The sequence below is a fragment of the Streptomyces sp. TP-A0356 genome (genome assembly GCF_001417775.1).
GTDB lineage: Bacteria > Actinomycetota > Actinomycetes > Streptomycetales > Streptomycetaceae > Streptomyces.
The window spans coordinates 1-23,794 of sequence record NZ_BBZJ01000027.1; the positions used below are offsets into that span (position 1 = coordinate 1).

Here is a 23,794-nt window from a genome sequence, read left to right on the forward strand (position 1 = left end):
GTCTCCGACTCTATCAGATCTTCTCGATCCGATTTCCTCGGCGCTTTCCAGGTTCCCGCTCTCGCGTTTCCCTTTCCGGCGTTGTCGACTCTATCAGATCCCTCAGTTCCCTTCGGGCCTGACTCCCAGTCAACCGGGTTTGTCCTCGCGGCCCTTGGGCCGTTCCGACGTCCCAAACCCTAGCGGATCTCTCCGGCGATTCCCAAATCGAGTGGATCGGGGACGCCGAACCCGAATCGGAATTGAATTCGGACACGCCGAATTCGACCCCGTCGGGAGATCGCGCTGAGTGGTTTGGTGCCGCTGCTGCGGCTGGAGGTGCTGCCGGAGAACCGTTACGGCTCCGTGGCAACCCGGAGAACTTTACGGATCGGCGGGTGGACTGTCAAGCCTCCCCAGGGTGGCCCGGCGCCAAACCTCCGTCGACGTCAGTCCAGGTCGCTGAGACGGCCCCCGGCGTCGGGCTGGGCGTGCTCCACACGTCGCAGCAGACGGGTGAGCACCTCGCCCAGCGCGGTGCGCTCCTCGGGGGAGAGGTCCTGGAGGAGGTCTTCCTCGAACACCGTGGCGAGACGCATGGCCTCCAGCCACTTCTCGCGGCCCTCCGCGGTGAGCTCCACGATCACCCGAACGCGGTTGGCCTCGTCGCGCTCCCGGGTGACCAGACCCTCGCTCACCATGCGGTCGATGCGGTGGGTCATCGCGGCCGGCGTCAGGCCGAGCCGCTTGGCCAGGTCGCTCGGGCCCATGCGGTAGGGCGCGCCGGACAGGACGAGGGCCTTGAGGACCTCCCACTCGGCGTTGCTGATGCCGAGATCGGCGGTCTGGCGGCCGTAGGCGACGTTCATCCTGCGGTTGAGCCGGGACAGCGCCGAGACGATCTTCTCGACCTGGGGGTCCAGGTCCCGGAACTCGCGCTGGTAGGCGGCGATCTGTTCGTCGAGGGTCGGCTCGCTGACGCCGGGGGTGTCGCCCATGAGCGCAGTATGGCACGCGCTCGGTTGGCTTCGAAGTCCTTCACAGTGTACTGTTTAGGATCTAACTTTAGCTTCGAAGTCTTCAGGGCTAATCGCTTCAGAGGTAAGACCCATGGGTCGAACCCTGGCGGGCCCTCCTCCTGAGGAAGGTGAACGTGACCAGGGCGAAGGGCGCAGCGATGCGCCGGATCCACGTGGGCAACGCACTCAGCGCGTTCGGCCTCGGCTTCACCGTTCCGTATCTGTACGTCTATGTGGCGCAGGTGCGGGATCTCGGCGCCACGACGGCGGGACTCGTACTCGCCGTCTTCGCCGTGGCCGCTCTCGTCGTGCTGCCGTTGGCCGGACGGGCCATCGTCCGGCGCGGCCCGCTGCTGGTGCTGCTCGCCGCTCTGGTCGCCGCCGCCCTCGGCGCGCTGAGCCTCGGGCTGGCGGGCAGTGCGGCGACTGTGCTGCTGTCGGCGGCCCTGCTCGGTGCCGGGCAGGCCGTGATGCAGCCGGCGCTGGCGACGATGATCGTGGACTGCTCCACCACCCAGACACGGTCACGGGCCTTCGCCCTGCAGTTCTTCCTGCAGAACCTGGGGCTCGGTATCGGGGGCCTGATCGGCGGCCATCTGGTCGACGCCTCGCGCGCCGCTTCCTTCACCCTGCTGTTCGCCATCGAGGCCGCGATCTTCGTGCTGCTCGTCGTCCTCATGGCGACCATACGGATACCGCACGCGCCGCAGATCGAGACTGCCGTTCCGCAGAGCGGCGGGGCGAGCTGGAAGCAGTTGTTGGGCAACCGCGCCATGGTGCAGCTGTGCGTGCTGGGCTTCGTGCTGTTCTTCGCCTGCTACGGCCAGTTCGAGTCGGGCCTGAGCGCGTACGGCGTCGAGGCGGCCGGGATCTCGACGTCCGCGCTGGGTACGGCGCTGGCGGCGAACACGGCGATGATCGTGGTCGCGCAGTTCGCCGTGCTGAAGTTCGTCGAGCGGCGCAAGCGGTCGCAGGTGATCGCGGGGGTCGGGCTCATCTGGGCCGTCGCCTGGGTCGCCGCGGCGTATGCGGGACTGGGGCACGGCAGCCGGACCATGGCGACCGCCGCGTTCGTCTCGACGTACGCGCTGTTCGGTCTCGGCGAGGCGATGCTCTCCCCTACCGTCGCGCCGCTGGTCGCCGATCTCGCTCCGGCGGGAATGGCGGGTCAGTACAACTCGGCCTTCGCCCTGGTGAAGCAGCTCGCGCTCGCGGTGGGGCCGGCGGTCGGGGGTCCCCTCGCCGCGTCGCTGCCCGCCCCGTACGTCGTGACGTTCCTGCTGTGCTCGCTGGGCATCACGTTTCTGGCGCTGAGGCTCGGGCGGGAGCTCACTCCGGGGCAGAACCAGCCGTCGTCGGCGAGGAGCCGGGTGGTGGCGCAGAGGGGTACGTCGGCGGAGCCTGCGCCGGCGCGCGTCTGACGGGGCCGGGGGGGAGTTTCCGCCCCCGCCTCGTCCCGTCCCGTCCCGTCCCGTCCTCCAGGGGCTCGGCCCCGCCGATCTCCCGCGGGAGCTACGTCCCCCCTGCTAGTCCGTTCGCCGTGGCAGGGCGAACTCGCACCACACCGCCTTGCCGCCGCCAGGCGTCCGGCGGGATCCCCAGTTGGAGGCGATCGTCGCCACGATCGCGATGCCCCGGCCCGCCTCGTCGGCCGGTTCCGCGCGGCGGCGGCGGGGCAGGTGGTCGTCCCCGTCCGTCACCTCGATGATCAGTCGGCGGTCCGTGCGACGGAGGCGCAGTCTCATCGGTGGTGTGCCGTGCTGCAGCGAGTTCGCGACCAGTTCGCTCGCCGCCAGCACCCCCAGATCGTGCAGATCGGGCGGGAAGCGCCAGCTCGTCAGCACACCGGAGGCGAACGCACGCGCGCGTGGGGCCGCCTCCACACCGCCCAGCAGCTCCAGGGCTGCGTTACGGAAGAGGTCGCCGTCCGGGCCCGTACGCGACGGGTGCTGGAGGACCAGGACCGCCACGTCGTCGTCGTGACCCGCCGTGACTCCCGCCGAGCGCACCAGACGGTCACAGATCACCTGAGGGGTCCCCGTGGCGCCCGCCAGCGCGCTCTCCAGGGCCGCGATGCCCTCGTCCAGATCGGCGTCCCGACGCTCGACCAGGCCGTCCGTGTAGAGGACGGCCGTGGAGCCGGGCCCCAGCGGCACCGAGCCCGAAGCGTGCATCCAGCCACCGGTGCCCAGTGGCGGGCCGGTGGGCTCGTCGGCGCGCAGGACGTTGCCGCGCTCGTCGCGGACCAGGATCGGGAGGTGGCCCGCCGAGGCGTACACCAGCCGGCCCTCGTTCGGGTCGTGGACGGCGTACACACAGGTCGCGATCTGGTTGGGGTCGATCTCCATGGCGAGGCCGTCGAGGAGCTGGAGCACCTCGTGCGGAGGCAGATCGAGGCGGGCGTAGGCGCGGACGGCCGTACGGAGCTGGCCCATCACCGCGGCCGCCCGTACTCCCCTGCCCATCACGTCCCCGATGACCAGGGCGGTGCGCCCGCCGCCGAGGGTGATCACGTCGTACCAGTCGCCGCCGACCGCCGCCTCCGTGCCGCCGGGCCGGTAGGTGGCGGCGATGCGCAGGTCGTCGGGCTGCTCCAGCTCCTGGGGCAGCAGCGAACGCTGCAGGGTCACCGCGGTCTCGCGCTGCTCGCGCTCGCTGGCGCGCAGCCGTTCGGCGGCGTCGGCGTGGTCGGTGACGTCGGCCGCGAAGATCAGCACGCCTCTGGCCTTGTCGCCGGGGACGTCCACCGGCGTGCACGTGAACGTGTACGAGCGGCCGCCGGGCGCCTTGCGGGACTTGACCGTGCGCGGCTTCGAGCTGCGCAGTACCTGGTCCAGGAGCGGAAGAAGACCGAGTTCCGCCAGCTCGGGCAGTGCCTCGCGAGCGGGTTCGCCCACCGGGCGGGTGCCGAAGGCAGCCGCATAGGCGTCGTTGACGTACGCGGTGCGATGGTCGGGGCCGTGCACTAGGGCCACGAGGGCCGGGACACGGTCCAGGACCTCGCGCACCGACAGCTCCTCGACGGCGGGCACGCTCGGCGTGTCGTCGGTGAGCCGCTCGGCGCGGGCCGCGGGTACGGAGCCTTCCCCCCGCCGGTCCGGGGAGACCGCGTGCTCGGTCCGCGCTGCGGCGCGGCGCTGCGTTCCGGGGAGCCGGGCGCTCCAGCGCGTGAAGTTCACCGATTCCTTGCCTCGTCGTTGTCGTCTCCGGCCGGCTCCGGATCCGGTCGGGGGTCCCGGGGCCTGCCCCCGGGGTGTGCGCAGTGGGGAAAGCCTGATGGATGCGTCGGGGCGGGGGTCGGCCCGCCCACGGTCGTGGACCAGTCTGGCCGACCGGACCGATATCCGTCAGACGTCGGTGGTTCCGGCGGAGTTCCTCGGTCCGGTCAGGACGACCCCTTCGGGTCTACTGAAGGCTTTCCACCGGCCGCCAGTTCGAACTCCGCACGGGGATGTTCGAGTGAACCGAGGGAGACGATCTCCCTCTTGAAGAGCCCCGCCAGGGTCCATTCGGCCAGCACACGCGCCTTGCGGTTGAAGGTCGGCACCCGGCTCAGGTGGTACACGCGATGCATGAACCAGGCAGGGTAGCCCTTCAACTTGCGCCCGTAGACATGGGCGACGCCCTTGTGCAGCCCCAGGGACGCGACCGAACCGACGTACTTGTGGGCGTACGTCTCCAGGGGCTCCTTGCGCAACGCGTGCACGATGTTGTCGCCGAGGACCTTGGCCTGGCGCACCGCGTGCTGGGCGTTGGGGGCGGTCTCCGCGCCGGGCTCAGGGGCGGTGACGTCGGGGACTGCGGCCGCGTCTCCCGCGCCCCACGCGTGCGTGACGCCGTCCACGGTCAGCTGCGGGGTGCACTTCAGGCGCCCGCGTCCGTTCAGCGGCAGGTCGGTGGCGGCGAGGACCGGGTGCGGCTTCACGCCGGCGGTCCACACGACCGTACGCGTGGGGAAGCGGGCGCCGTCGGAGAGGACGGCGACCCGGTCGGCGCACGACTGCAGGCGGGTTTCGAGGCGTACGTCGATGTTGCGGCGGCGCAGCTCGGTGACCGTGTACCGGCCCATCTCCTCGCCCACCTCGGGAAGGATGCGGTCGGAGGCCTCCACGAGGATCCACTTCATGTCCTCGGGTTTCACGTTGTGGTAGTAGCGCGCGGCGTAGCGGGCCATGTCCTCCAGTTCGCCGAGCGCCTCCACGCCGGCGAATCCGCCCCCCACGAAGACGAAGGTGAGGGCCGCGTCGCGGATCGCGGGGTCGCGGGTGGAGGATGCGATGTCCATCTGCTCGATGACGTGGTTGCGCAGGCCGATGGCCTCTTCGAGGGTCTTGAAGCCGATGCCGTGGTCGGCGAGACCGGGGATCGGGAGCGTGCGCGAGATGGATCCCGGGGCGAATACCAGTTCGTCGTACGAGAGCTGCTCCGTCCGGCCGCTCTCCTCGGTGGCGAGCGTGGCGATGGTGGCTGTCCGCTTGGCGTGGTCGACGGCCGTGACCTCCCCGATGAGCACGTGACAGGCCTCCAGGACCCGGCGCAGCGGGACGACCACGTGGCGCGGCGAGATGGCCCCGGCGGCCGCTTCGGGCAGGAATGGCTGGTAGGTCATGTACGGGTCGGGCGAGACCACCACGATCTCGGCCTCGCCCCGCCCGAGTTCCCTCTTCAGTCTCCGCTGCAGGCGCAGGGCCGTGTACAGACCGACGTAGCCGCCGCCGACGATGAGGATGCGCACACAGTTCCGGGGATCGGGGGGCGTTCCCCGATGGATTGCAGCCGTCACCATCCCATGACGCACCCGACGCCGGGGTTTGTCCACAGCCCCGGCAAATAGTGTGACGGGAGGGCGGCGTGGCACAGGGTTGGCCGAATTGCCGGAGTGCGCGGAAGGATCGCAGGTCAGTGGGTGTACGCGGGGTGACATTCGGGGGCGCAATCGGGACTTAACCGACTCGTACTCCGATCGGGGGGCGCTCCGTGCGGAACCTGCCCCTTCTGAATTGACCCCCGCTCAACTATGTTCGTGTGTCGACGGGGTGTAAGGGGGATGCGCTCGATGGGTCCGCGACGGGCGGGCCCGGTCACGTACGACGCTCGTTCCGTACGCTCCGGCTTCCAATGGCGGGGAAAGTCTCCGGGGGGAGACGTCATTACCGGGGGAACGCTTATGCACATTCAGGATTCGCATTGGTCGTCCACGTCCGCCGTCGCACCGACCGGCGCGGTGAGCGCGGCGGCGGGGAACGGACGGCAGGACGGGTCGCGGGCGACACCGCTGCGCGTGGACGCACAGCGCAACCTGGAACACGTACTGCGCGCGGCGCGCGAGGTGTTCGGCGAGTCGGGGTACGGCGCGCCGATGGAGGACGTGGCACGGCGCGCGCGGGTCGGCGTCGGCACGGTGTACCGGCGCTTCCCGAGCAAGGACGTCCTGGTGCGGCGGATAGCCGAGGAGGAGACCTCCCGGCTCACCGACCAGGCCAGGGAGGCGCTCGGCCAGGAGGACGAGCCGTGGTCGGCTCTCTCGCGCTTTCTGCGGACGTCGGTGGCCTCGGGCGCGGGGCGGTTGCTGCCGCCGCAGGTGCTGCGGGTGGGCGTCGCCGAGGAGGAAGGGGCCGAGGGTCCGGAGCCGGTGCTGGTGGACGAGGCCCGGGTGCCGCAGCAGCGGACCCAGTCGGCCACCGAACTGCGGCTCGTCGGACAGCGGCCCTCACCGGACGCCGACGATGCGGGTGCGGCGACGCTGCTGGAGGTCGTCGGACAGCTCGTGGAGCGGGCCCGCGCGGCGGGTGAACTGCGGCTGGACGTCACCGTGGCGGACGTGCTGCTCGTGATCGCGACTGCGGCACCCTCGCTGCCGGACGCCGCCCAGCAGGCGGCGGCCTCGACCCGGCTGCTCGACATCCTTCTGGAGGGGCTGCGGTCACGGCCGGCCTGAGACGGACGAACCCTCCGAGGCCGGGCAGCTACGGCGGAGGTCTCCGAACGCGGGCGCAGCGCCGTCCGCGTGTCGGCGCGGCGTGGTGAGTTGCTTGCGGACGTGCCCGTGACCGGGGGTCGCGTCCGCGAATGGGAGGTCGCCGTCGTCGTCCGTCGCCCCTTCCGGCGATCTCCGCCCTCGGGCAGGGCCGTTCACCGTTCCCGACCGGGGGCACAGGTACCGCGTCGGTGCGCGTCAGCGTGGATAGGCGCGCGTCCACGCGGCGCGCTCCGCCCCCGTCCGGTCGCCGCCTGTCGGGGGCGACCGGCGGGCGGCGCCGGGCCATGTCGGGCTCGCCGGGCACAGGACGGTCCGGCTGGTCCGCGAGCCCCACGCCCCGCTCGGCTCCGCGAGGCTCGCGGACTGGACAAAGGCGCGGTTCCTCTACTCGTAGCCGGGGCGCCCGGCCCACTCGGTGGCGGCCCGGATCCCTCGGCCCGGATCGCTCGGCCGGGCTCCTTCGGCTGGGCTCCCTGCCCCGAGGCGCTCCGCGTGACGGCGGCGCTGGGCCACTCCCACATCGCGGCCCGGTGCCGACGGGTGCCGCAGCGCCCACCCGTGCCGCCCGGCGGCGCTGCGGCTCGCCGCTGAAGCTGCTACGGCGGGCAGCGGCCGCCGTTACGCCCCGGCCCCCAACGCCCTGCCCCGTGCCGAGATGCCCGCAGGTACCGCGCGGGCCCGGGCCGGCGTGCCTGTCCAGCAGGTGCCGCGGCGGGCCAGCAGACGGCGCAGCCACAGTTCCAGGGAGACCAGGTCCGCGAGGCCGTCCAGGGGGAGCGGGGCGCCGTCCGCCGCGGACCGTACCGCCTTGCGCACCACCCGGGCCTCCACCAGGCCCGCCTCCGCCAGAAGCGGGGTGGCGAACAGGGCCACCAGGGAATCCGCCGCCAGCCGCACGCCCGTGCGGGCCGCGGCCGTCGAGGACGCGTGCGAGGGGGCGCCCCAGCCCGGCGGCAGGGGGCCGACGCCCGCGCCCTCCAGAACCGCGCGCAGGATCGCCGCCCGCGCCCCCGGCTGGACCCGCAGGGCCTCGGGAAGCTCACGGCACGCGCGGACGACCTGGTTGTCCAGGAACGGCGCGTGCAGCCGCTGGGAGCGGATCTCGGCGGCCTGTTCCAGGACTCGGAGATCCGCCGCGTGCCTCGCCAGCGCCGCACGCGCGCGGAAGTCGCCCGGGCGCTGCCCCGGACCGACCCCCGGCCGGCTCCCGGCTCCTTGGAGACGAACCGATACTTCAGCGAGGGCCTCACCGGTCAGCCAGCGCGCCGCGGGCCCCGGTCTCGCCCAGGTGAGGGCGGCGAGCGACGCTCCCACGGCGCCCCCGGGCTCCTCGAACCGCCGCTGCATCAGCCGGTCGGCGAGTCCGTCGACGCCGGCCCGGTAGGGCGTGCGGGCCAGTTTGCGCGCCGCGCCGTACACGCGCGCGGAGACCATCACCGAGCCGTCCGCCTTCGCCAACGCCGCCACCGGGCGCACCAGATGGCGTCGCTTGCGGTCCATCAGCAGGTCGGCGAGACGGGCCGGGTGCGCGTCCAGGACCTGGCGCGCGCCGTAGCCCGTGAAGTGGTCCGCGCTCCCCGACGCCAGCCGGGCGCGGTGTCTGGCCGCCGACACCAGGGACGCGCCCGGCTCGTCCGTCAGCGGGCCCTCCAGATCGGCGTAGGGGAGTACTTCTTCTCCGCCGGTCACCACCACGTGGTGCAGACGGGGATTGGCCGCCAGCGTGCCGGCCCGCTCCATCTCGGACTCGCGGCCCCTGACGGCGAGGTCGTTGAAGGTGACGGCCAGCAGGCGTTCACCGGCTCCGGTGCCGTGTCCGAGGATCGTCCCGGGCATCCCGGGCAGTCCGGCCGCGAGCAGTGCCAGCGTGCCCGAGGCCGGCCCTCCGGAGAGGTCCGCTCCGATTCCGGGGACGGGCATCCCGCGCGCGGCGCGGCGTTCCGCCGGGCCCATTCCGGGGACGGGCCCGGGGTCGATGTCGGCGCCCGGGACGTGCCGGGGTGCCGCCAGACGCACGCGTACGGCGTCGACGAGGGCGTCGCGCACCGCGTCCACCGCGGCGGCCGGGTCCGCCGGGGGCGCCGCGACCGCGAGGGAGGCGACCGGTTCGTACCCGGCGATCTCGCGCGCTCCCGCGCGCAGGACGAGTGCGTGTCCCGGCGGGATGCGCCGTACGCCCTCGTAGGGCGTCGAGTCGTGCACCGCGGCCGGTACGTCGGGTGCGGCGAGAAGGGCCGCCAGATGCCCGAAGTCCAGGTTCGCCTCGATGAGATCGGCGAGGGGGAGCGCGGCGGTCGCGTATGCCGTGCCGCCCGCCCAGGGGGTGTAGAACACCGGCCGTGCGCCCGCGAGATCGCCGCACACCGTGATCCTGCGCCCCACCTGGACGACGGCGGTGTAGCTGCCCGACCAGGCGGTCAGATGGCGAAGTGCCCCTCCGCGGGCGGCGAACAGACCGACGCGCAGCTGTTCGTCGGAGGCCCCGCACGTGCCCAGGACCGCGATCCGGGTCTGCGCGTCGGCCTTCAGGACGCGCACCTCGTCGGGGCGCCAGTCGCCGACGGCCCACAGCGGATCGGGGTCGCCCCACAGCAGCTGGGACCCCACGGGGTGCACGGTCTCGCCGTCGTGTCCGGTGGCTCCGGCCGATCCTGGCTGGGCGGCTCCAGCGGCGGTGCTGCTCCATCCCACCAACCACCGCATCGACGCCTCCACAGGCTGTGGACAACCAGTGCACCGTACGAACGGCTCCATGCTGCCACGAAGAACGCGCACCGGAGGGCGTGTGCCACGCGTTGCGCGCCCCGGAAAGCGCCCTTGCGGATCGCCAGTGCGCCGAACGAACGCGCCGACACCGGTGGGGGTGCCCATGAGGCGAACGACCACCGGAGAGCCACTGCTGAGCCGGTGAACCGCCGCTTCGGGCACGGCGGTCGGGGCGATGCAGCGACGCGAATGCGCCCCCGATACGCTCCCTCAGAACGCCCTTCGCGCCCTCAAGAGTCGTGGTGGGAGCCTTGATCGCCTCCGGAATCCGCCGTCGATTTTCGGCCAAATCGCCATCGCACGGCCAAGGTTGCACACGCTCCGTACAGGCCCTGCGCAACGCACAGTCCGGGAGGCGGAGTTCGCCTCCCGGACCGGTCCGCCGCCCGCGGGGATGAAGGCGGCGGTGTCCCCCAGCCCACTGGATCCAGTACAGCGGGCCGACCCACGCACAACCCATGGAACCGCTCCCCCGATGGCCGGAGAAGAGCGCACGGACGGGCGCACGGCCACACACCGGTAGCACGCTGCAACACTCCGTGCCGCGGCAACGGACCACAATCCCGCCATCCGGATTTACGCCCCTTAACGCATGGGATGCGGCGAACTACGCTGTGTTTACGAATGCCGCGCGGTTATGCCACAGCCGCGGCAGCCGTCTGTGTCGAGGGGTGGCGCATGTCCAGGGAGCAACGCGGGCCGAACGAAAAGCTCGGCGCCGTTCTCGCCCTCGCGGGAATCAGCAACGCAGGACTCGCCCGACGCGTCAACGATCTTGGCGCCCAGCGCGGGTTGACACTTCGCTACGACAAGACCTCGGTGGCGCGCTGGGTGTCGAAGGGCATGGTGCCGCAGGGCGCCGCGCCCCACCTCATCGCGGCGGCCATCGGCCAGAAGCTCGGCCGCCCCGTACCGCTCCACGAGATCGGTCTGGCGGACGCGGATCCCGCACCGGAAGTGGGCCTCGCCTTCCCCCGGGACGTAGGCCAGGCGGTGAGGTCGGCGACGGAGCTGTACCGCCTCGACCTCGCCGGGCGCCGGGCCGGCAGCGGCGGCATCTGGCAGTCGCTGGCCGGATCTTTCGCGGTGAGCGCCTACGCGACGCCCGCTTCCCGCTGGCTGATAACCCCGGCCGACAGCTCGGTGGCCCGCGATCCCGGCCCCGGTGACGGGTCCGGAGCACCGCTGAAGGTCGGCCACAGCGATGTCCAGAAGCTCCGCGAGGCCGCGGAGGACGCCAGGCGCTGGGACTCCAAGTACGGGGGCGGCGACTGGCGTTCGTCGATGGTGCCCGAGTGCTTACGAGTGGAGGCGGCACCGCTGCTGCTCGGCTCGTACTCGGACGAAGTGGGCCGGGCGCTGTTCGGGGCGAGCGCCGAGCTGACGCGCCTGGCCGGCTGGATGGCCTTCGACACGGGCCAGCAGGAGGCAGCCCAGCGTTACTACATCCAGGCGCTGCGCCTGGCTCGGGCGGCCGCCGACGTGCCCCTGGGGGGCTACGTCCTGGCCTCCATGTCGCTCCAGGCGACCTACCGCGGCTTCGGCGACGAGGGCGTCGACCTGGCGCAGGCCGCCCTGGAGCGCAACCGCGGTCTGGCCACGGCCCGCACCATGAGCTTCTTCCGTCTCGTCGAGGCACGCGCGCACGCACGCGCGGGTGACGCCCAGGCGGCCGGCGCGGCCCTGAAGGCCGCCGAGGGCTGGCTGGAGCGGGCCCGCGACGGCGACAACGACCCGTCCTGGCTCGGCTTCTATTCCTACGACCGCTTCGCGGCCGACGCCGCCGAGTGCTACCGCGACCTCAAGGCGCCCCGCCAGGTCCGCCGCTTCACCGAGCAGGCCCTGTCCCGGCCCACGGAGGAGTTCGTGCGCTCCCATGGGCTGCGCCTGGTCGTGTCGGCGGTCGCCGAACTGGAGTCGGGCAACCTGGACGCGGCCTGCGAGCAGGGCGTACGGGCGGTCGAGGTGGCCGGGCGCATATCGTCGGCACGCACCACCGAGTACGTGCGGGATCTGCTGCACCGGCTGGAGCCGTACGGGGACGAACCGCGCGTGGCGGAGCTGCGGGAGCGCGCACGGCCGCTGCTGATGGCACCGGCACCGGCCTGAGAGCCCACGGGCCGTAGCCGTAGTACGGCCCCGGCCCGTCCGCGGTTGTCCGGCGCACCCCGTGACCTGTTCGGCTTCCGGCGCCTCCCGGGTTTGAGGGCATTGTCAGTGGCACAGTGCACTATCGAAACCGGGAGGTGGTGCAGGTGCGGATCGCTTACGACTGCGACGTGCTGGTGACAGGCGGCGGAATCGTCGGCCTGTCGACGGCGTATGCGATCACGCGTGCCGCGCCCGGGACACGGGTGACGGTCCTGGAGAAGGAGCCCGGCCCGGCCCGCCACCAGACGGGGCGCAACAGCGGCGTCATCCACAGCGGGATCTACTACCGCCCCGGCTCCCTGAAGGCGCGTTACGCGGTGCGGGGCGCCGCCGAGATGATCAAGTTCTGCGCGGAGTACGGCATCCCGCACGCCATCACCGGCAAGCTGATCGTCGCCACGGACCGTGCGGAGCTGCCACGCCTGCACGCGCTCGTGCAGCGCGGCCGGGAGAACGGCATTCCGGTACGGGAGCTGGGCCCGGCCCAGATCGCGGAGTACGAGCCGGAGGTGCGGGGACTGGCGGCCATCCACGTCGGCACGACCGGGATCTGCGACTTCGTGGCGGTCGCTCGACAGCTGGGCGAGGCCTCGGGGGCGGATATCCGGTACGGGGCGGAGGTCGTGCGGATCGACCGTCGCCCGTCCCTGGGAGTCGCCGTGCGGACGGGCGACGGCACGGTGCTTCGCGCGCGTGTGCTGGTCAACTGCGCCGGGCTGCACTGCGACGAGGTGGCCCGGCTGACCGGGGACGACCCGGGGATGCGGATCGTGCCGTTCCGGGGCGAGTACTACGAGCTGGCGCGGCCCGAGCTGGTGCAGGGACTGGTGTATCCGGTGCCGGACCCCGCGTTCCCGTTCCTCGGGGTGCATCTGACCCGGGGAATCGACGCAGAGGTGCACATCGGGCCGAACGCGGTGCCGGCGCTGGCGCGCGAGGGGTACGGCTGGCAGGTCGTACGCCCGCGGGAGCTGGCCACGACGGTGGCGTGGCCGGGCTCCTGGCGGATAGCGCGGCGGCACTGGCGATACGGGGCGGGGGAGCTGCGGCGGTCGCTGTCGAAGCGGGCGTTCACCCAGGCGGTGCGGAGGCTGTTGCCGGGGGTCGAGGAGGACGACCTCGTGCCGGCCCCGGCCGGGGTGCGGGCCCAGGCCGTGCTGCGCGACGGGACACTGGTGGACGACTTCCTGATCCGGGAGGGCCCCCGGACGGTCCACGTACTGAACGCGCCCTCACCCGCCGCGACCGCGTCACTGCCGATCGGGAGGGAGGTGGCGCGGAGGGCGTTGGCGATGCTGGGCCAGGCGTGATGGGCGGTGCTGGTCCGGGGGCGAGCTGCGGCCTTGGGCGCGACGGCTCCGGGGGCGGCAGGGGTGGAGCAGCCCTGTGGCGTGGGGGGCGGTCGACGGCAGGGGTCCCGCTCTGTGGCGTGGGGCGGGCGGTCGACGGCAGGGGTCCCAGTCTGTGGCATGGGGCGCGGTCGGCGGCAGGAAGCGAGCGGCCCGGCGGCGGAGGGGACGAGCCACCCCGCGCCAAGAGACGAGCAGCCCCCGGCAAAAGGAGCGGGCAGTCCGGCGACAGGCCGACCGCAGTCATCCAGCAGAAGGGCAAGCGGCCCCGCGACCCAGCGGTCGGGCGGCCCATCGGCACAGGGACGAGCGGCACGGCACAGCCGCCCAGCCGCCCAGCGGCCCAGGGACGAGCGGGACGGCACAGCCGCCCAGCGGCACAGGCACGAGCCACCCCGCAGCACGAGACGAGCAACCCCACGGCAAGAAGCGACCGGCCCCACGGCAGATGGTCGGGCGGTCCCCCGGCGGGCCGGTCCGTGGTCATGCAGGCCCTAAAATTGGTCCCACTGTGTCTGACTCCGTCAACTTCGTCTCCGAAGACTCCGAAGCCGCCTCCGGCGGTCCGAGCCGCCGTACCCCAGGGGTGGGGACCTCGCACGCGCCCGGGCTCCACCTGCGTCACAGCCGGGGCAAGGGCGAGCCCCGGTTCCCCGACGGGCCGAAGGCCGATCCCGCCGGGTCGCACTTCGAGCGGCGGATCCGGAGCTTCCAGCCCCGCCGCAGCCGGGTGACGGCCGGGCAGGCCGATGCCCTGCAGCGGCTGTGGCCCACCATGGGACTGGACATCGACGGACATCGCATCCCCGATCTCGGGGAGCTGTTCGGGAACAGCAACCCGGTCGTGCTGGAGATCGGGTTCGGCATGGGCGAGGCCACCGCGAAGATGGCCGCCGACGACCTGGGCACCAACATCCTCGCCGTCGATGTGCACACCCCGGGCCAGGGCAATCTGCTCAATCTCGCCGACCGGAACGGACTGACCAACGTCCGTGTCGCGAACGGCGACGCGATCATCCTGCTCCGCGAGATGCTCGCACCCGACTCCCTCGACGGCCTGCGCGTCTACTTCCCCGACCCCTGGCCCAAGAAGCGCCACCACAAGCGGCGGCTCATCCAGCCCGAGTTCCTCACGCTCGCCGCCGCCCGTCTCAAGCCCGGTGCACTGGTGCACTGCGCGACGGACTGGGAGCCGTACGCCGAGCAGATGCTCGACGTGCTCACCGCGCACCCGGACTTCGAGAACACACAGCCCGACGGCGGGTACGCGGCACGTCCCGCCTTCCGGCCGCTGACCCGTTTCGAGGGCCAGGGACTGGACAAGGGCCATGTCGTGAACGACCTGCTGTTCCGGCGCGTACAGCACCGAGACCAGCCGTCCGCCGGCGGCTGAACGCCCCCGCGGGCCCCATCGGGCACCGTCGCGGGCGCCGCCCCTCCCTCGTTAGGGTCGATACCGTGGCCACCCCTCCCCCGTATCCGACGCATCCCGACGGCCACGCCGGCGGGGGCGCGCTCGGGCACGCGCACTGGTGGCAGAGGCGGTGGGTCCGCTACGGCGGGCTGATCACGCTTCTCGCGCTCTCCGGGCTGGTCATCCTGGCCCTCGTACGACAACAGACCGGCACCGAGGGGTTCCTGGTCGGGCTGGGCCTGGCGGTCCTGCCCGTGCCACTGCTCGTCGCCGCGTTCCGCTGGCTGGACCGGGTCGAGCCCGGGCCCTGGCAGAACCTGATCTTCGCCTTCGCGTGGGGCGCGTGCGCGGCCGCGCTCATAGCGATCGTCGCGAACAGTTTCGCGACCCACTGGATAGCGACCGCGATCGCCGATCCGAACAGCGCCGACACGCTCGGCGCCACCGTCATCGCGCCCATCGTCGAGGAGTCCGCGAAGGCCGCGGCCGTGCTGCTGGTCTTCCTCTTCCGCAGACGGGACTTCACCGGGATCGTCGACGGGGTGGTGGTGGCCGGGGTCACCGCGACCGGCTTCGCCTTCACCGAGAACATCCTCTACCTGGGCACGGCCTTCGGCACGGACCAGCTGAGCGGGGGGCACGGGCTGGCGTCCGTGACGGCCGCGACCTTCTTCGTCCGCGTGGTGATGTCGCCCTTCGCGCATCCGCTCTTCACCGTGCTCACCGGGATCGGATTCGGCGTCGCCGCGCTGTCGGCGGAGCGCCAGCAGGTGCGCCGGGTGCTGATGCCGGTGGTCGGACTGCTGCTCGCCATGGGCATGCACGCCATGTGGAACGGGTCGTCGTCGTTCGGCGAGTACGGGTTCTTCGCGGTCTACGCCTCGTTCATGGTGCCCGCGTTCGGGCTGCTGACCTGGCTGGTCATCTGGACCCGGCAGCGGGAGCTGCGGACCGTGCGGGAGGAGTTGCCGGCGTACGCGGTGGCCGGGTGGCTGGGGCCGGTGGAGCCGTATGTGCTGGGCTCCATGCGGGCACGGCGGCTGGCCCGGGAGTACGCGCGTCACCACTTCGGGAAGGCGGCGGCGCGCTCGGTCGCGGAGTACGAGGCGTACGCGACGTCGCTGGCGTTCCTGCGCCACCGGGGGCGCCGGGGGCGGGCGGGGGCCGATTTCGTCGTACGGGAGAGCGAGCTGCTGTCCGCGCTGTGGGCGCGACGGGGCGTGGCACGACCGGCGCTGGCCCATGCCGCCCGGGTCACGACCCCGGTGGCTCCGCCGGTGTGGCACGGGTACGGGTACATGCCGCTGTACGGCCCACCGCAGTACGGCCCACCGCAGTACAGCCCGACGGCGCCGTATCCCGGCTACAACCCGTATCGCTCGTAGGGGTGCGGCGGGTTCGGCACCGCCGGGCACGGTCCGCCTGGCTGATCGCCCTCCTGCCCGTGACGGGCCACCGGCGGCGCCGCGAACGCCGTGCCGCTCACAGAAGTGCGGCACCGCCGGTAGCCGCCGTCGTGGCTCAGTGCCGCGGTGACGGGGTTGCCGGGGCCGTCACGTCGCGGTGAGGCGACCGGGGCGTGGTCACGCCGACGCCGTCGTCAGCTTCGCCGTCTCCTCGTCCGTCAGGGTGAGGTCTCCCACCGCCAGCAGGGCCGGCAGCTGGTCCAGGGTGCGGGCCGAGGCGATCGGGGCCGCGACCGTCGGCTGGGCCGCCAGCCACGCCAGGGCCACCGTCGCCACCTCCGCGCCCCGCGCCCGCGCGACCTCGTCGAGCGCCTCCAGAACACGCTGCCCGCGCTCGGTCTCCAGGTGCTTGCCCGCGCCCTCCGCCCGCGCCGAGTCCACCGTCGTACCCGGCCGGTACTTGCCCGTCAGGAAGCCGGCCGCGAGCGCGTAGTACGGGACGGCCGCCAGACCCGCGCGGCAGGCGACGCCCTGCAGCGCGCCCTCGTAGGTGTCGCGCGAGACCAGGTTGTAGTGCGGCTGCAGCGCCACGTACCGCGCCAGGTCCTCGCGGTCGGAGAAGTCGAGAGACTCCTGGAGGCGCTCGGCGGAGATGTTGGAGGCGCCGATGGCGCGGACCTTGCCGGCCTTCACCAGTTCGTCGAGCGCGCCGATGATCTCCTCGACCGGCACCTCGGGGTTGTCGAAGTGCGTGTAGTAGAGGTCGATGTAGTCGGTGTCCAGGCGGCGCAGCGACGCGTCGGCCGCCGCCTTGATGTTGGCGGCGGTCAGCCCCCGGTACTCGGGGTGCTGGCTGACCTTGGTCGCGATGACGACGTCCGAGCGGTTGCCGCGCGCCTTGACCCACTTGCCGATGATGGTCTCGGACTCGCCGCCCCGGTTGCCGGGGATCCACGCCGAGTACGAGTCGGCCGTGTCGAGGAAGTTGCCGCCCGCCGCCGTGTAGGCGTCGAGCACGGCGAAGGACTGGGCCTCGTCGGCGGTCCAGCCGAAGACGTTGCCGCCGAGGGAGAGGGGGAAGACCTCGAGGTCGGAGGAGCCGAGCTTGCGAAGAGAAGTCATGCCCTGTCTCAACGCCCGCTGCGGAAGGTTGTATTCCGCAGTCGCCCGACCGGCAGTCCTGACGTCGGGGGGGGTGTGCCAGGACCGCCGGGGTCAGGGAGGGGCAGCCGTCAGGGGTTGATTCCCTTGCCCTGCAGCCATGCCATCGGGTCGATCGCGCTTCCGCCGCCCGGGTGGACCTCCAGGTGCAGGTGTGGCCCGGTCACATTTCCGGTCGCACCCACGCGACCGATGACATCGCCCGTGGCCACCTTCTGCCCCGCGCTGACGCTGATCGACGACTGGTGGCAGAACCACAGCTCCGTGCCGTCGTCGAGGGTGAGGATCGTGCGGTAGCCGTAGGCGCCCGCCCAGCCCGCCGACGTGATGGTGCCGCTGTGGATCGCCTTGATGAGTGTGCCCGTGGGCGCGGCGAAGTCGAGACCGGTGTGGTAGCCGGAGGACCACATCGCACCGGCGTCACCGAAACGGGAGGTCAGGGTATACGAGGAGGTCGGCAGCGAGTACTGCTTGGCCAGCTCGGCCAGCCGCGCCGCCTCGGCCTTCTGCTTGGCCTCCTCGTCCGCCTTCTTCTTCTCGGCGGCCGCCTTGGCCTCCGCGTCGTCCCGCGCCTTGGCCGCCGCGGCGGCGGCCTTCTTCGCGGCAGCGGCCTCCGCGGCCTTCGCGGCCGCGGCGGTGACCCGCTCCTGCTGGGACTCGGCCTGCTGGATGATCCGGGCGCGCAGCGCCTCACCCGCGTCCTGGGAGCCCGCGGCGGCGTCCGAGGTGGTCAGGCCGGCGGTGCTCAGTGCGGTGGCGGAGCCCTTGGGGGCGGGGGTGTCCTGACCGATGAGCGCCTTGGCCGAGTTCGCGACCGAGGCGAGGTCCGGCATGGATATGGACACCGGCGGCTTCCCCGACTGCGCGGTGGCCATGCCACCCGCGCCGACGGCGGCCATCACACCGACGCCCAGGACGGTGGAGCTGCGCGCGAGTCCGCCGCCGCGCTGCTTGGCGACGCGGTGCCGGCCGCGGACGGGGCGGAGCGACTCCTCGGTGGGGTTCCACTCCTCCCAGGGGCCCTCGTCAGTGCCGGGTGCGGAGCCGAACGCCTGTGAGTCGTTCGGCGCGAACGAGGTGCTCTGGGCAGGCCGGTTGGACGCCACGTGGGCGCACTCCTTTCCTTCCTTCTCGCCTACCGGGTTAGCTGACGGGTTCGGAGCAGGAAGGTCTCCTACGCGCGTATACCTGCCGTGCTTCCACGGCGGTATCCGTGCGATTCACCCCAAGGTGGTGGTTCCCCGGCTCCCTCGCGGGATTCGGCACACGCGCACGGAGCCGTCTCTTGTGACGGCTGGGACAACCGCGCTGCGTTATCGAACGTTAATAGACCCGGAGGCTTGATTCCAAGCTCTTCGGGCACATCGCTTCTGCCTTTTGGCCAGGACTTTCATGCCAGGAACGGCGAAAATCGGGCGAGTTGACCACACCCCAGGGACCCCACGGGTATTGACGGCGTGTCAGTTGTTATGCGTAGTGGGGTTGCTCGCTCACATCTCGTGACAATGATCAAGGATGCTCGGGACGGCGTACGGCCAGCAGGGCCATGTCGTCGGTGGCGCGGCCGCCGGTGTGGCGGGCCACCTCTTCCGTGACCGCGGTCAGCAGGGGGCCGGGGGCGGGGAAGACACGGCCGGAGAGGCGGTGGACGGGGTCGTAGAACTCGCCGCGCGCGTCCCGCGCCTCCGAGACGCCGTCCGTGTGGAAGAGCAGTGTCGACCCGGGCGGGAAGGCCCACTCCTCCGCGCGGTCGGGCAGGCTGCCGAGGTCGCCCATGCCGAGCGGCGGCGCGGGCTCGCGGGCCTCCAGCTCACGCAGGGTGCCGTCCGGAAGCAGGAGCAGAGGGGCGGGGTGGCCCCGGTTGACGATGCGGACGACACCGGCGCCGTGCGGGATCTCGGCGAGGACCGCGGTGGTGAAGCCCTCGAAGGCGTCGAGCCCGTCACGCCGGGTGCCCTCCCTCGACAGCGCCCGCTCCAGGCGCTGGGCGACGGCCTCCGGCGTCGACTCCTGCTCGGCGGCCTCCCGGAAGGCACCGATGACGACGGCGACGGCGGCCACGGCGCCCATGCCCTTGCCCCGCACGTCCCCGACGACGAGCCGGACGCCGTGCGGGGAGTCCTGGACGGCGTACAGGTCGCCGCCGATGAAGGCACCGGCCTGCGCCGCCTCGTACCTGGCGGCGATGTCGAGTCCGCCGATCCGGGCGGCCGGCTCGGGCAGCACGGCGCGCTGGGCGGCCTCGGCGATCTCACGGGCGGAGGCCAGACGTGCGTGGGTGCGGCGCACCAGCACGTTGACGAGGACGGCGAGGACGGCGACGGTGACGATGGTGACGGACTCGGTGACCGCGTCGGCCTGCTCCAGGATGCCGAGGCCCAGATGGACCGCGAGGACGGTGGAGACGGCGGCCACGCCGCTGAGAACGGTGCCGCGCAGCGAGTACAGGGGCGCGGCGACGAGCGGGGCGGCGGTGAAGAGGGGCCCGGCCCTGAAGTCGGACGGGGTGAAGAAGTCGTGGCAGGCACCGGCCACGATGAGCAGCAAGGGCAGGGCCCGCAGGAACGCCCACGTGTACGAGATGGGCCGGGTCTCGGGCTCACGGCGATACGGCGACCGTGCGTCTGCGAACCGGCGGCCGTGCACGGGTCCGGTGGCCGGCCGGCCACCGGACCGGCCCTGATCACGGCCACGGTCGCTTCGCCGCCGACGATGGGCGGACTGCTCATGGCCGCCATCACCTTGCCGCCGACCACCGGACAGGTCACGGTCAGCCTCACCTGGCCGCCGACGGGCGGACTGCTCGTGGCCGCCATCACCGCGCCGCCGACCACCGGACAGGTCACGGTCAGCGTCGCCGTGCCGCCGACCACCGGGCCGATCCTCTTCGCCGGGGAGACGGGCGCCGGACCGACCACCCTCACCGGACCACCGCCCGCCAGACCGACCACCCTCACCCGACGACCACCCGCCAGACCGACCACCCTCACCCGACGACCACCCGCCAGACCGACCACCCTCACCCGACGACCACCCGCCAGACCGATCGCAGTCACCGCAACGGTCGTAGTCGCCGGACCGACCCCGGTCCCCGAGCCGTTCGTATACGCCGAACTGTTCGTACCCTGCGCCGCACCGTCGGCCGCCGCACCGGACACAGTCGCCATCGCCATCGCCATCGCGGTCGCCATCGCCATCGCCCCCGTCAGGCGGCCAGCCGCAGGGCCACTCGTCCGCGCCGGGCAACCGGCCGCCGCAGCGGTCCTCGTCGCCGGGAAGACGCGTGTCCGTCCGGCCGTGCGGGCCGCCGGAGGGGCCCCGGGTCCGGTCGTCGGGCCGGTCGGACGGTCCGCCCGCCCGGTCGTTCGGTGCGGCGGACCGCCGCCCGCCGGCCTCCTGGTCGTACAACTCCTCGGACCGCAACACGCCTCCTTGCTGCCGCACCCGTCCAGGCTTCCCGCAGGTGAGGCGGCGGGCGACCGCTGTGGGCCGACTGGCGTAAGCGAGGAAGGACCGCCGGGCACGGGGGGGGCGGAACACGGTGGGCCGGGCCCTGAGGCGAGGCGGGAACCGGAGCGGGCATGGAAACACCGAGGGCCGGGACCCTTTCGGATCCCGGCCCTCGGCTGTCAGTAGCGGGGACAGGATTTGAACCTGCGACCTCTGGGTTATGAGCCCAGCGAGCTACCGAGCTGCTCCACCCCGCGTCGATGAATCCAGTGTACGCCATGTGCGCGACACCAGGCGCACGGGTTTACGCCCACCGCCTCTCACCAGCCATTTCCAGCCGTTCACCGGGTCGGCCGCCCGCGGCGCGCGGGGGCGCGCCCCCGCGTCAGGGCCGGGGCGGCGGGGCCGGCAGGTGGGTGTTGGGGGCCTTCGCCCGATCCTCGTACTCGGGAAGCACCACCACATCCACGCCCTCCGCCGACAGAACCGCGTTCCCGTCGGCGGACGTCACGAACGTGTCCGGTTCGCGCCAGGCCGTCACCACCCGTCGTACGCCCGCCTCGATGATCAGCCGGGCGCACGGCGCGGGCCGGGAGGCGCGGCGGGCGCACGGTTCCAGGCTGCTGTACACCGTGGCGCCGGCCAGCCGCGGATCCCCCACGCCGAGCTTCGCCAGCGCCGCCTCCTCCGCGTGGACCACGGGGTCGCCGCCCTCCCGGGAGTGCGCCCGCGCCAGCTCCGTACCGTCGGCCGCGACGATCACCGCTCCCACGCTGAAGGCCGTCCGCGACGGCGGACACTGCGCGGCGAGTTCGCAGGCCAGCTCCAGCCACCGCCGGTCCGCGGCGGAGGGGAGCCCTCCGGTGCCGGGCGCCGTGGGTACGTACCGCATCAGGACGACGTCCCCGACCGGCCGTGTCTCCACCAGCCGCATCCGCCCCGGCGGGTACGCCCCCGGCCCGAACATCCGCGGTGCGTCCGTCTCTCCCACGAACAGGGGCGCGACCGCGAGCTGGAGCTCGTCCGCGAGCCCCTGCCGCAGCAGCTGTGTGTGCACCTGCCCCCCGCCTTCGACCATCAGCCGCCGTACGCCCTTCACGTCCCCCAGGTGAGCGAGCACCGCCCGCCACCCCACGTCCGGCCCGAGCGCGACGACCTCCACATCCGCAGGCAGCAGCCCGCGCAGCCGCTCAGCACCCTTGTCGGTCGTGTAGACGGCCTTGGCGCCGCCCGTGTGCCAGAACTGCGCGGCCGGATCGAGGTCCCCGGACGCGCTGACCGTGACCTTCAGCGGGTACTCCGGCAGCCCGGCGGCGACCCGTGCCGCGCGCCGCCGGGCCGAGTTGACCAGCAACCGGGGGTTGTCGGTGCGCAGCGTGCCCGCGCCGACGAGGATCGCGTCGCTGCCCGCCCGCACCTCGTCGACCCGGTCGAAGTCCTCCGGTCCGGACAGCAGGAGCCGCTCGGGCCCGGTGTCGTCCAGGAAGCCGTCGAGGGAGACGGCGGCGGACAACAGAACGTAGGGATGGGCCATGGGGTCCGCTCCAGTGGTCGGTTCAACTTTTAAACAATAACTACACTGGCGGCATGACGACCCGCTGGCTCAGCCCCGAGGAACAGCGCGCGTGGCGCTCCTACCTCGCCGCGTCCTGGCTCCTGGAGGACGTGATCGACCGGCAGCTCCAGCAGGAGGCCGGCATGCCGCACCTGTACTACTCCGTCCTGGCCAACCTCTCGGACGCGCCCGGCCACCGTATGCGGATGACCGACCTCGCCGAGACGCTGAAGATCACACGCAGCCGGCTGACGTACGCCGTCACCCGCCTGGAGAAGGACGGCACGGTCCGCCGGGAGGGTTGCCCGACCGACAAGCGCGGCAGCATGGCGGTCCTCACCGACGCGGGCATGGCACTTCTGGAGCGCACGGCACCCGGCCATGTCGAGACGGTCCGCGCATCCGTCTTCGACCACCTCGACCCGGAGCAGGTGGCCCAGCTGGAGGCGATCTGCACCCGGATCACCGAGGCGCTCCAGGGGGACGAGGAGCAGTCCGGCTGCGGCGCGCTGCCATGGCGCCGGCGTTCGTCCGCGGAGTGACTCCGCTAAAGATAGTTGCTTGAAGTTTGAAGCACGGGTTAGAGTCTCCGACCGAGGTTGTGCTTCAAATCTGAAGCATGGGGCGCACCCTCCGACCCCGCCACCTCCCGGCCCGGAGAAGGACGTCACACATGCGCGACCCACGCGACGCCACCGCAACCAGCGACAGCAGCAGCCTCATCGAGCTCCCCACCGCCACGGTCCGCACCCGCGTGACGGTCCCGCTCCGCTTCGGCGACGGCTACACGGTCACCGCCGACCTGGTCACCTTCCACGGCCTCACCGACGGCCAGGAGCACGTGGCCGTGATCCTCGGCGAGCCCGCCGCAGGCCAGGCGCCCCTCGTGCGGCTGCACTCCGAGTGCCTCACCGGCGACGTCTTCGGCTCGGCCCGCTGCGACTGCGGCCCCCAGCTGCGCGAGGCGGTGGAACGCATCGCCGACCGGGGCGGCGTCCTGCTCTACCTCCGCCAGGAGGGCCGCGGCATCGGCCTCTACAACAAGCTCGACGCGTACGCCCTCCAGGACCAGGGCCTGGACACCTACGAGGCGAACGCCGCCCTGGGCCTGCCGGAGGACGCGCGCGACTACACGGCCGCCGCGCAGATGCTGCGTGCCCTCGGCATCGACGCCCTGGACCTGCTCTCCAACAACCCGGACAAGGCGGCCCAGCTCCGCACCCTGGGCCTCAAGGTGACCGACCGCGTGCCCACGGGCGTCTTCTCCACGGCGCAGAACGTCCGCTATCTCCGCGCGAAGGTGATCCACACCCAACACACGCTGTCCCTCACGGAACTGACGGTAGGTTAGATCGTCGACGACCCGGCTCCGCCTTGCCCCTCCGAGCCGTCCACCCAACCGAATCGGCCACCTCGCCCGGCCGCGTGGCGCGCATCCATGCCCCACGCGGCCTTTCGCGTTGCCCCGACCCGCGTCGCCCCGCGCCTTCAATTCCCTTGCACTCAGGGCGTTTTCCGCAGGTCACGGCGGTGCACATATAGGACCACGGCCGGTGATCAACCG

16 protein-coding genes, 1 tRNA gene and 1 riboswitch are annotated in these 23,794 nt (G+C 72.4%); of the genes, 8 read left to right on the forward strand and 9 right to left on the reverse strand.

From position 1 onward, the window contains the following. Window positions 1-428: 428 nt before the first annotated feature. The gene (locus tag ASC56_RS28385) at window positions 429-977 is read right to left on the reverse strand and encodes a MarR family winged helix-turn-helix transcriptional regulator (protein ID WP_055494433.1); all 549 of its coding nucleotides are present in this window, start codon (window positions 975-977) and stop codon (window positions 429-431) included. 179 nt (window positions 978-1,156) lie between these two features. Here ASC56_RS28385 and ASC56_RS28390 point away from each other — a divergent pair, with 179 nt between their 5' ends. After that, the gene (locus ASC56_RS28390) at window positions 1,157-2,419 is read left to right on the forward strand and encodes an MFS transporter (RefSeq protein ID WP_055494434.1); all 1,263 of its coding nucleotides are present in this window, start codon (window positions 1,157-1,159) and stop codon (window positions 2,417-2,419) included. Window positions 2,420-2,524: 105 nt separating this feature from the next. Here ASC56_RS28390 and ASC56_RS28395 read toward each other — a convergent pair whose 3' ends face one another. Next, entirely contained in the window at window positions 2,525-4,177 is a 1,653-nt protein-coding gene (locus tag ASC56_RS28395; protein ID WP_055494435.1) for a SpoIIE family protein phosphatase, read from the reverse strand. A gap of 206 nt (window positions 4,178-4,383) precedes the next feature. Next, a complete protein-coding gene (locus ASC56_RS28400) occupies window positions 4,384-5,784 on the reverse strand; it encodes an NAD(P)/FAD-dependent oxidoreductase (RefSeq protein ID WP_055494436.1) in 1,401 nt (466 codons plus the stop codon). Window positions 5,785-6,165: 381 nt separating this feature from the next. Between ASC56_RS28400 and ASC56_RS28405 the strand changes: the two genes are divergently transcribed. Beyond that, complete coding sequence (locus tag ASC56_RS28405) at window positions 6,166-6,936, forward strand: TetR/AcrR family transcriptional regulator (protein ID WP_055494437.1); 771 nt, start codon at window positions 6,166-6,168, stop codon at window positions 6,934-6,936. A gap of 660 nt (window positions 6,937-7,596) precedes the next feature. Here ASC56_RS28405 and ASC56_RS28410 read toward each other — a convergent pair. After that, window positions 7,597-9,681 (reverse strand): asparagine synthase-related protein, encoded by a 2,085-nt coding sequence (locus ASC56_RS28410; RefSeq protein ID WP_055494543.1) that lies wholly within the window; start codon window positions 9,679-9,681, stop codon window positions 7,597-7,599. A 741-nt stretch (window positions 9,682-10,422) separates the two neighbouring features. On the opposite strand from ASC56_RS28410, the gene ASC56_RS28415 reads away from it, so the two are divergent. The 4 genes from ASC56_RS28415 (at window position 10,423) to ASC56_RS28430 (ending at window position 16,043) form a co-directional block, all read left to right on the forward strand. Next, window positions 10,423-11,853, forward strand: coding sequence for a hypothetical protein (locus tag ASC56_RS28415; protein WP_055494438.1), 1,431 nt, complete (start codon window positions 10,423-10,425; stop codon window positions 11,851-11,853). A 137-nt stretch (window positions 11,854-11,990) separates the two neighbouring features. Further along, window positions 11,991-13,205 carry an L-2-hydroxyglutarate oxidase gene (gene lhgO, locus ASC56_RS28420; RefSeq protein ID WP_371330308.1) on the forward strand — a complete coding sequence of 405 codons (1,215 nt, stop codon included), beginning with the start codon at window positions 11,991-11,993 and terminating at the stop codon, window positions 13,203-13,205. Between the two features lie 625 nt (window positions 13,206-13,830). Then, window positions 13,831-14,637 (forward strand): tRNA (guanosine(46)-N7)-methyltransferase TrmB, encoded by an 807-nt coding sequence (trmB, locus tag ASC56_RS28425; protein WP_055494440.1) that lies wholly within the window; start codon window positions 13,831-13,833, stop codon window positions 14,635-14,637. 65 nt (window positions 14,638-14,702) lie between these two features. Beyond that, a complete protein-coding gene (locus tag ASC56_RS28430; RefSeq protein WP_055494441.1) occupies window positions 14,703-16,043 on the forward strand; it encodes a PrsW family intramembrane metalloprotease in 1,341 nt (446 codons plus the stop codon). Window positions 16,044-16,241: 198 nt separating this feature from the next. Here the strand turns inward: ASC56_RS28430 and ASC56_RS28435 are convergent, their stop codons facing one another. From ASC56_RS28435 to ASC56_RS28460, 5 genes are all read right to left on the reverse strand, one after another. Continuing rightward, the gene (locus ASC56_RS28435) at window positions 16,242-17,186 is read right to left on the reverse strand and encodes an aldo/keto reductase (RefSeq protein WP_055494442.1); all 945 of its coding nucleotides are present in this window, start codon (window positions 17,184-17,186) and stop codon (window positions 16,242-16,244) included. Window positions 17,187-17,296: 110 nt separating this feature from the next. After that, a complete protein-coding gene (locus ASC56_RS28440) occupies window positions 17,297-18,331 on the reverse strand; it encodes a M23 family metallopeptidase (protein WP_055494443.1) in 1,035 nt (344 codons plus the stop codon). 11 nt (window positions 18,332-18,342) lie between these two features. Then, window positions 18,343-18,500: riboswitch (cyclic di-AMP (ydaO/yuaA leader) on the reverse strand. A 234-nt stretch (window positions 18,501-18,734) separates the two neighbouring features. Further along, window positions 18,735-19,871, reverse strand: coding sequence for a PP2C family protein-serine/threonine phosphatase (locus tag ASC56_RS28445; protein ID WP_055494444.1), 1,137 nt, complete (start codon window positions 19,869-19,871; stop codon window positions 18,735-18,737). A 987-nt stretch (window positions 19,872-20,858) separates the two neighbouring features. Further along, a tRNA-Met gene (locus ASC56_RS28455) sits at window positions 20,859-20,932 on the reverse strand. A gap of 128 nt (window positions 20,933-21,060) precedes the next feature. Then, complete coding sequence (locus tag ASC56_RS28460; protein WP_055494446.1) at window positions 21,061-22,209, reverse strand: dihydrofolate reductase family protein; 1,149 nt, start codon at window positions 22,207-22,209, stop codon at window positions 21,061-21,063. A 53-nt stretch (window positions 22,210-22,262) separates the two neighbouring features. Here ASC56_RS28460 and ASC56_RS28465 point away from each other — a divergent pair, with 53 nt between their 5' ends. Both ASC56_RS28465 and ribA read left to right on the forward strand, forming a co-directional pair. Next, complete coding sequence (locus ASC56_RS28465) at window positions 22,263-22,772, forward strand: MarR family winged helix-turn-helix transcriptional regulator (RefSeq protein ID WP_055494447.1); 510 nt, start codon at window positions 22,263-22,265, stop codon at window positions 22,770-22,772. Between the two features lie 131 nt (window positions 22,773-22,903). Continuing rightward, on the forward strand, window positions 22,904-23,581 hold the full coding sequence (gene ribA, locus ASC56_RS28470; RefSeq protein WP_055494448.1) for a GTP cyclohydrolase II: 678 nt from the start codon (window positions 22,904-22,906) through the stop codon (window positions 23,579-23,581). The last annotated feature ends 213 nt before the right edge of the window (window positions 23,582-23,794 follow it).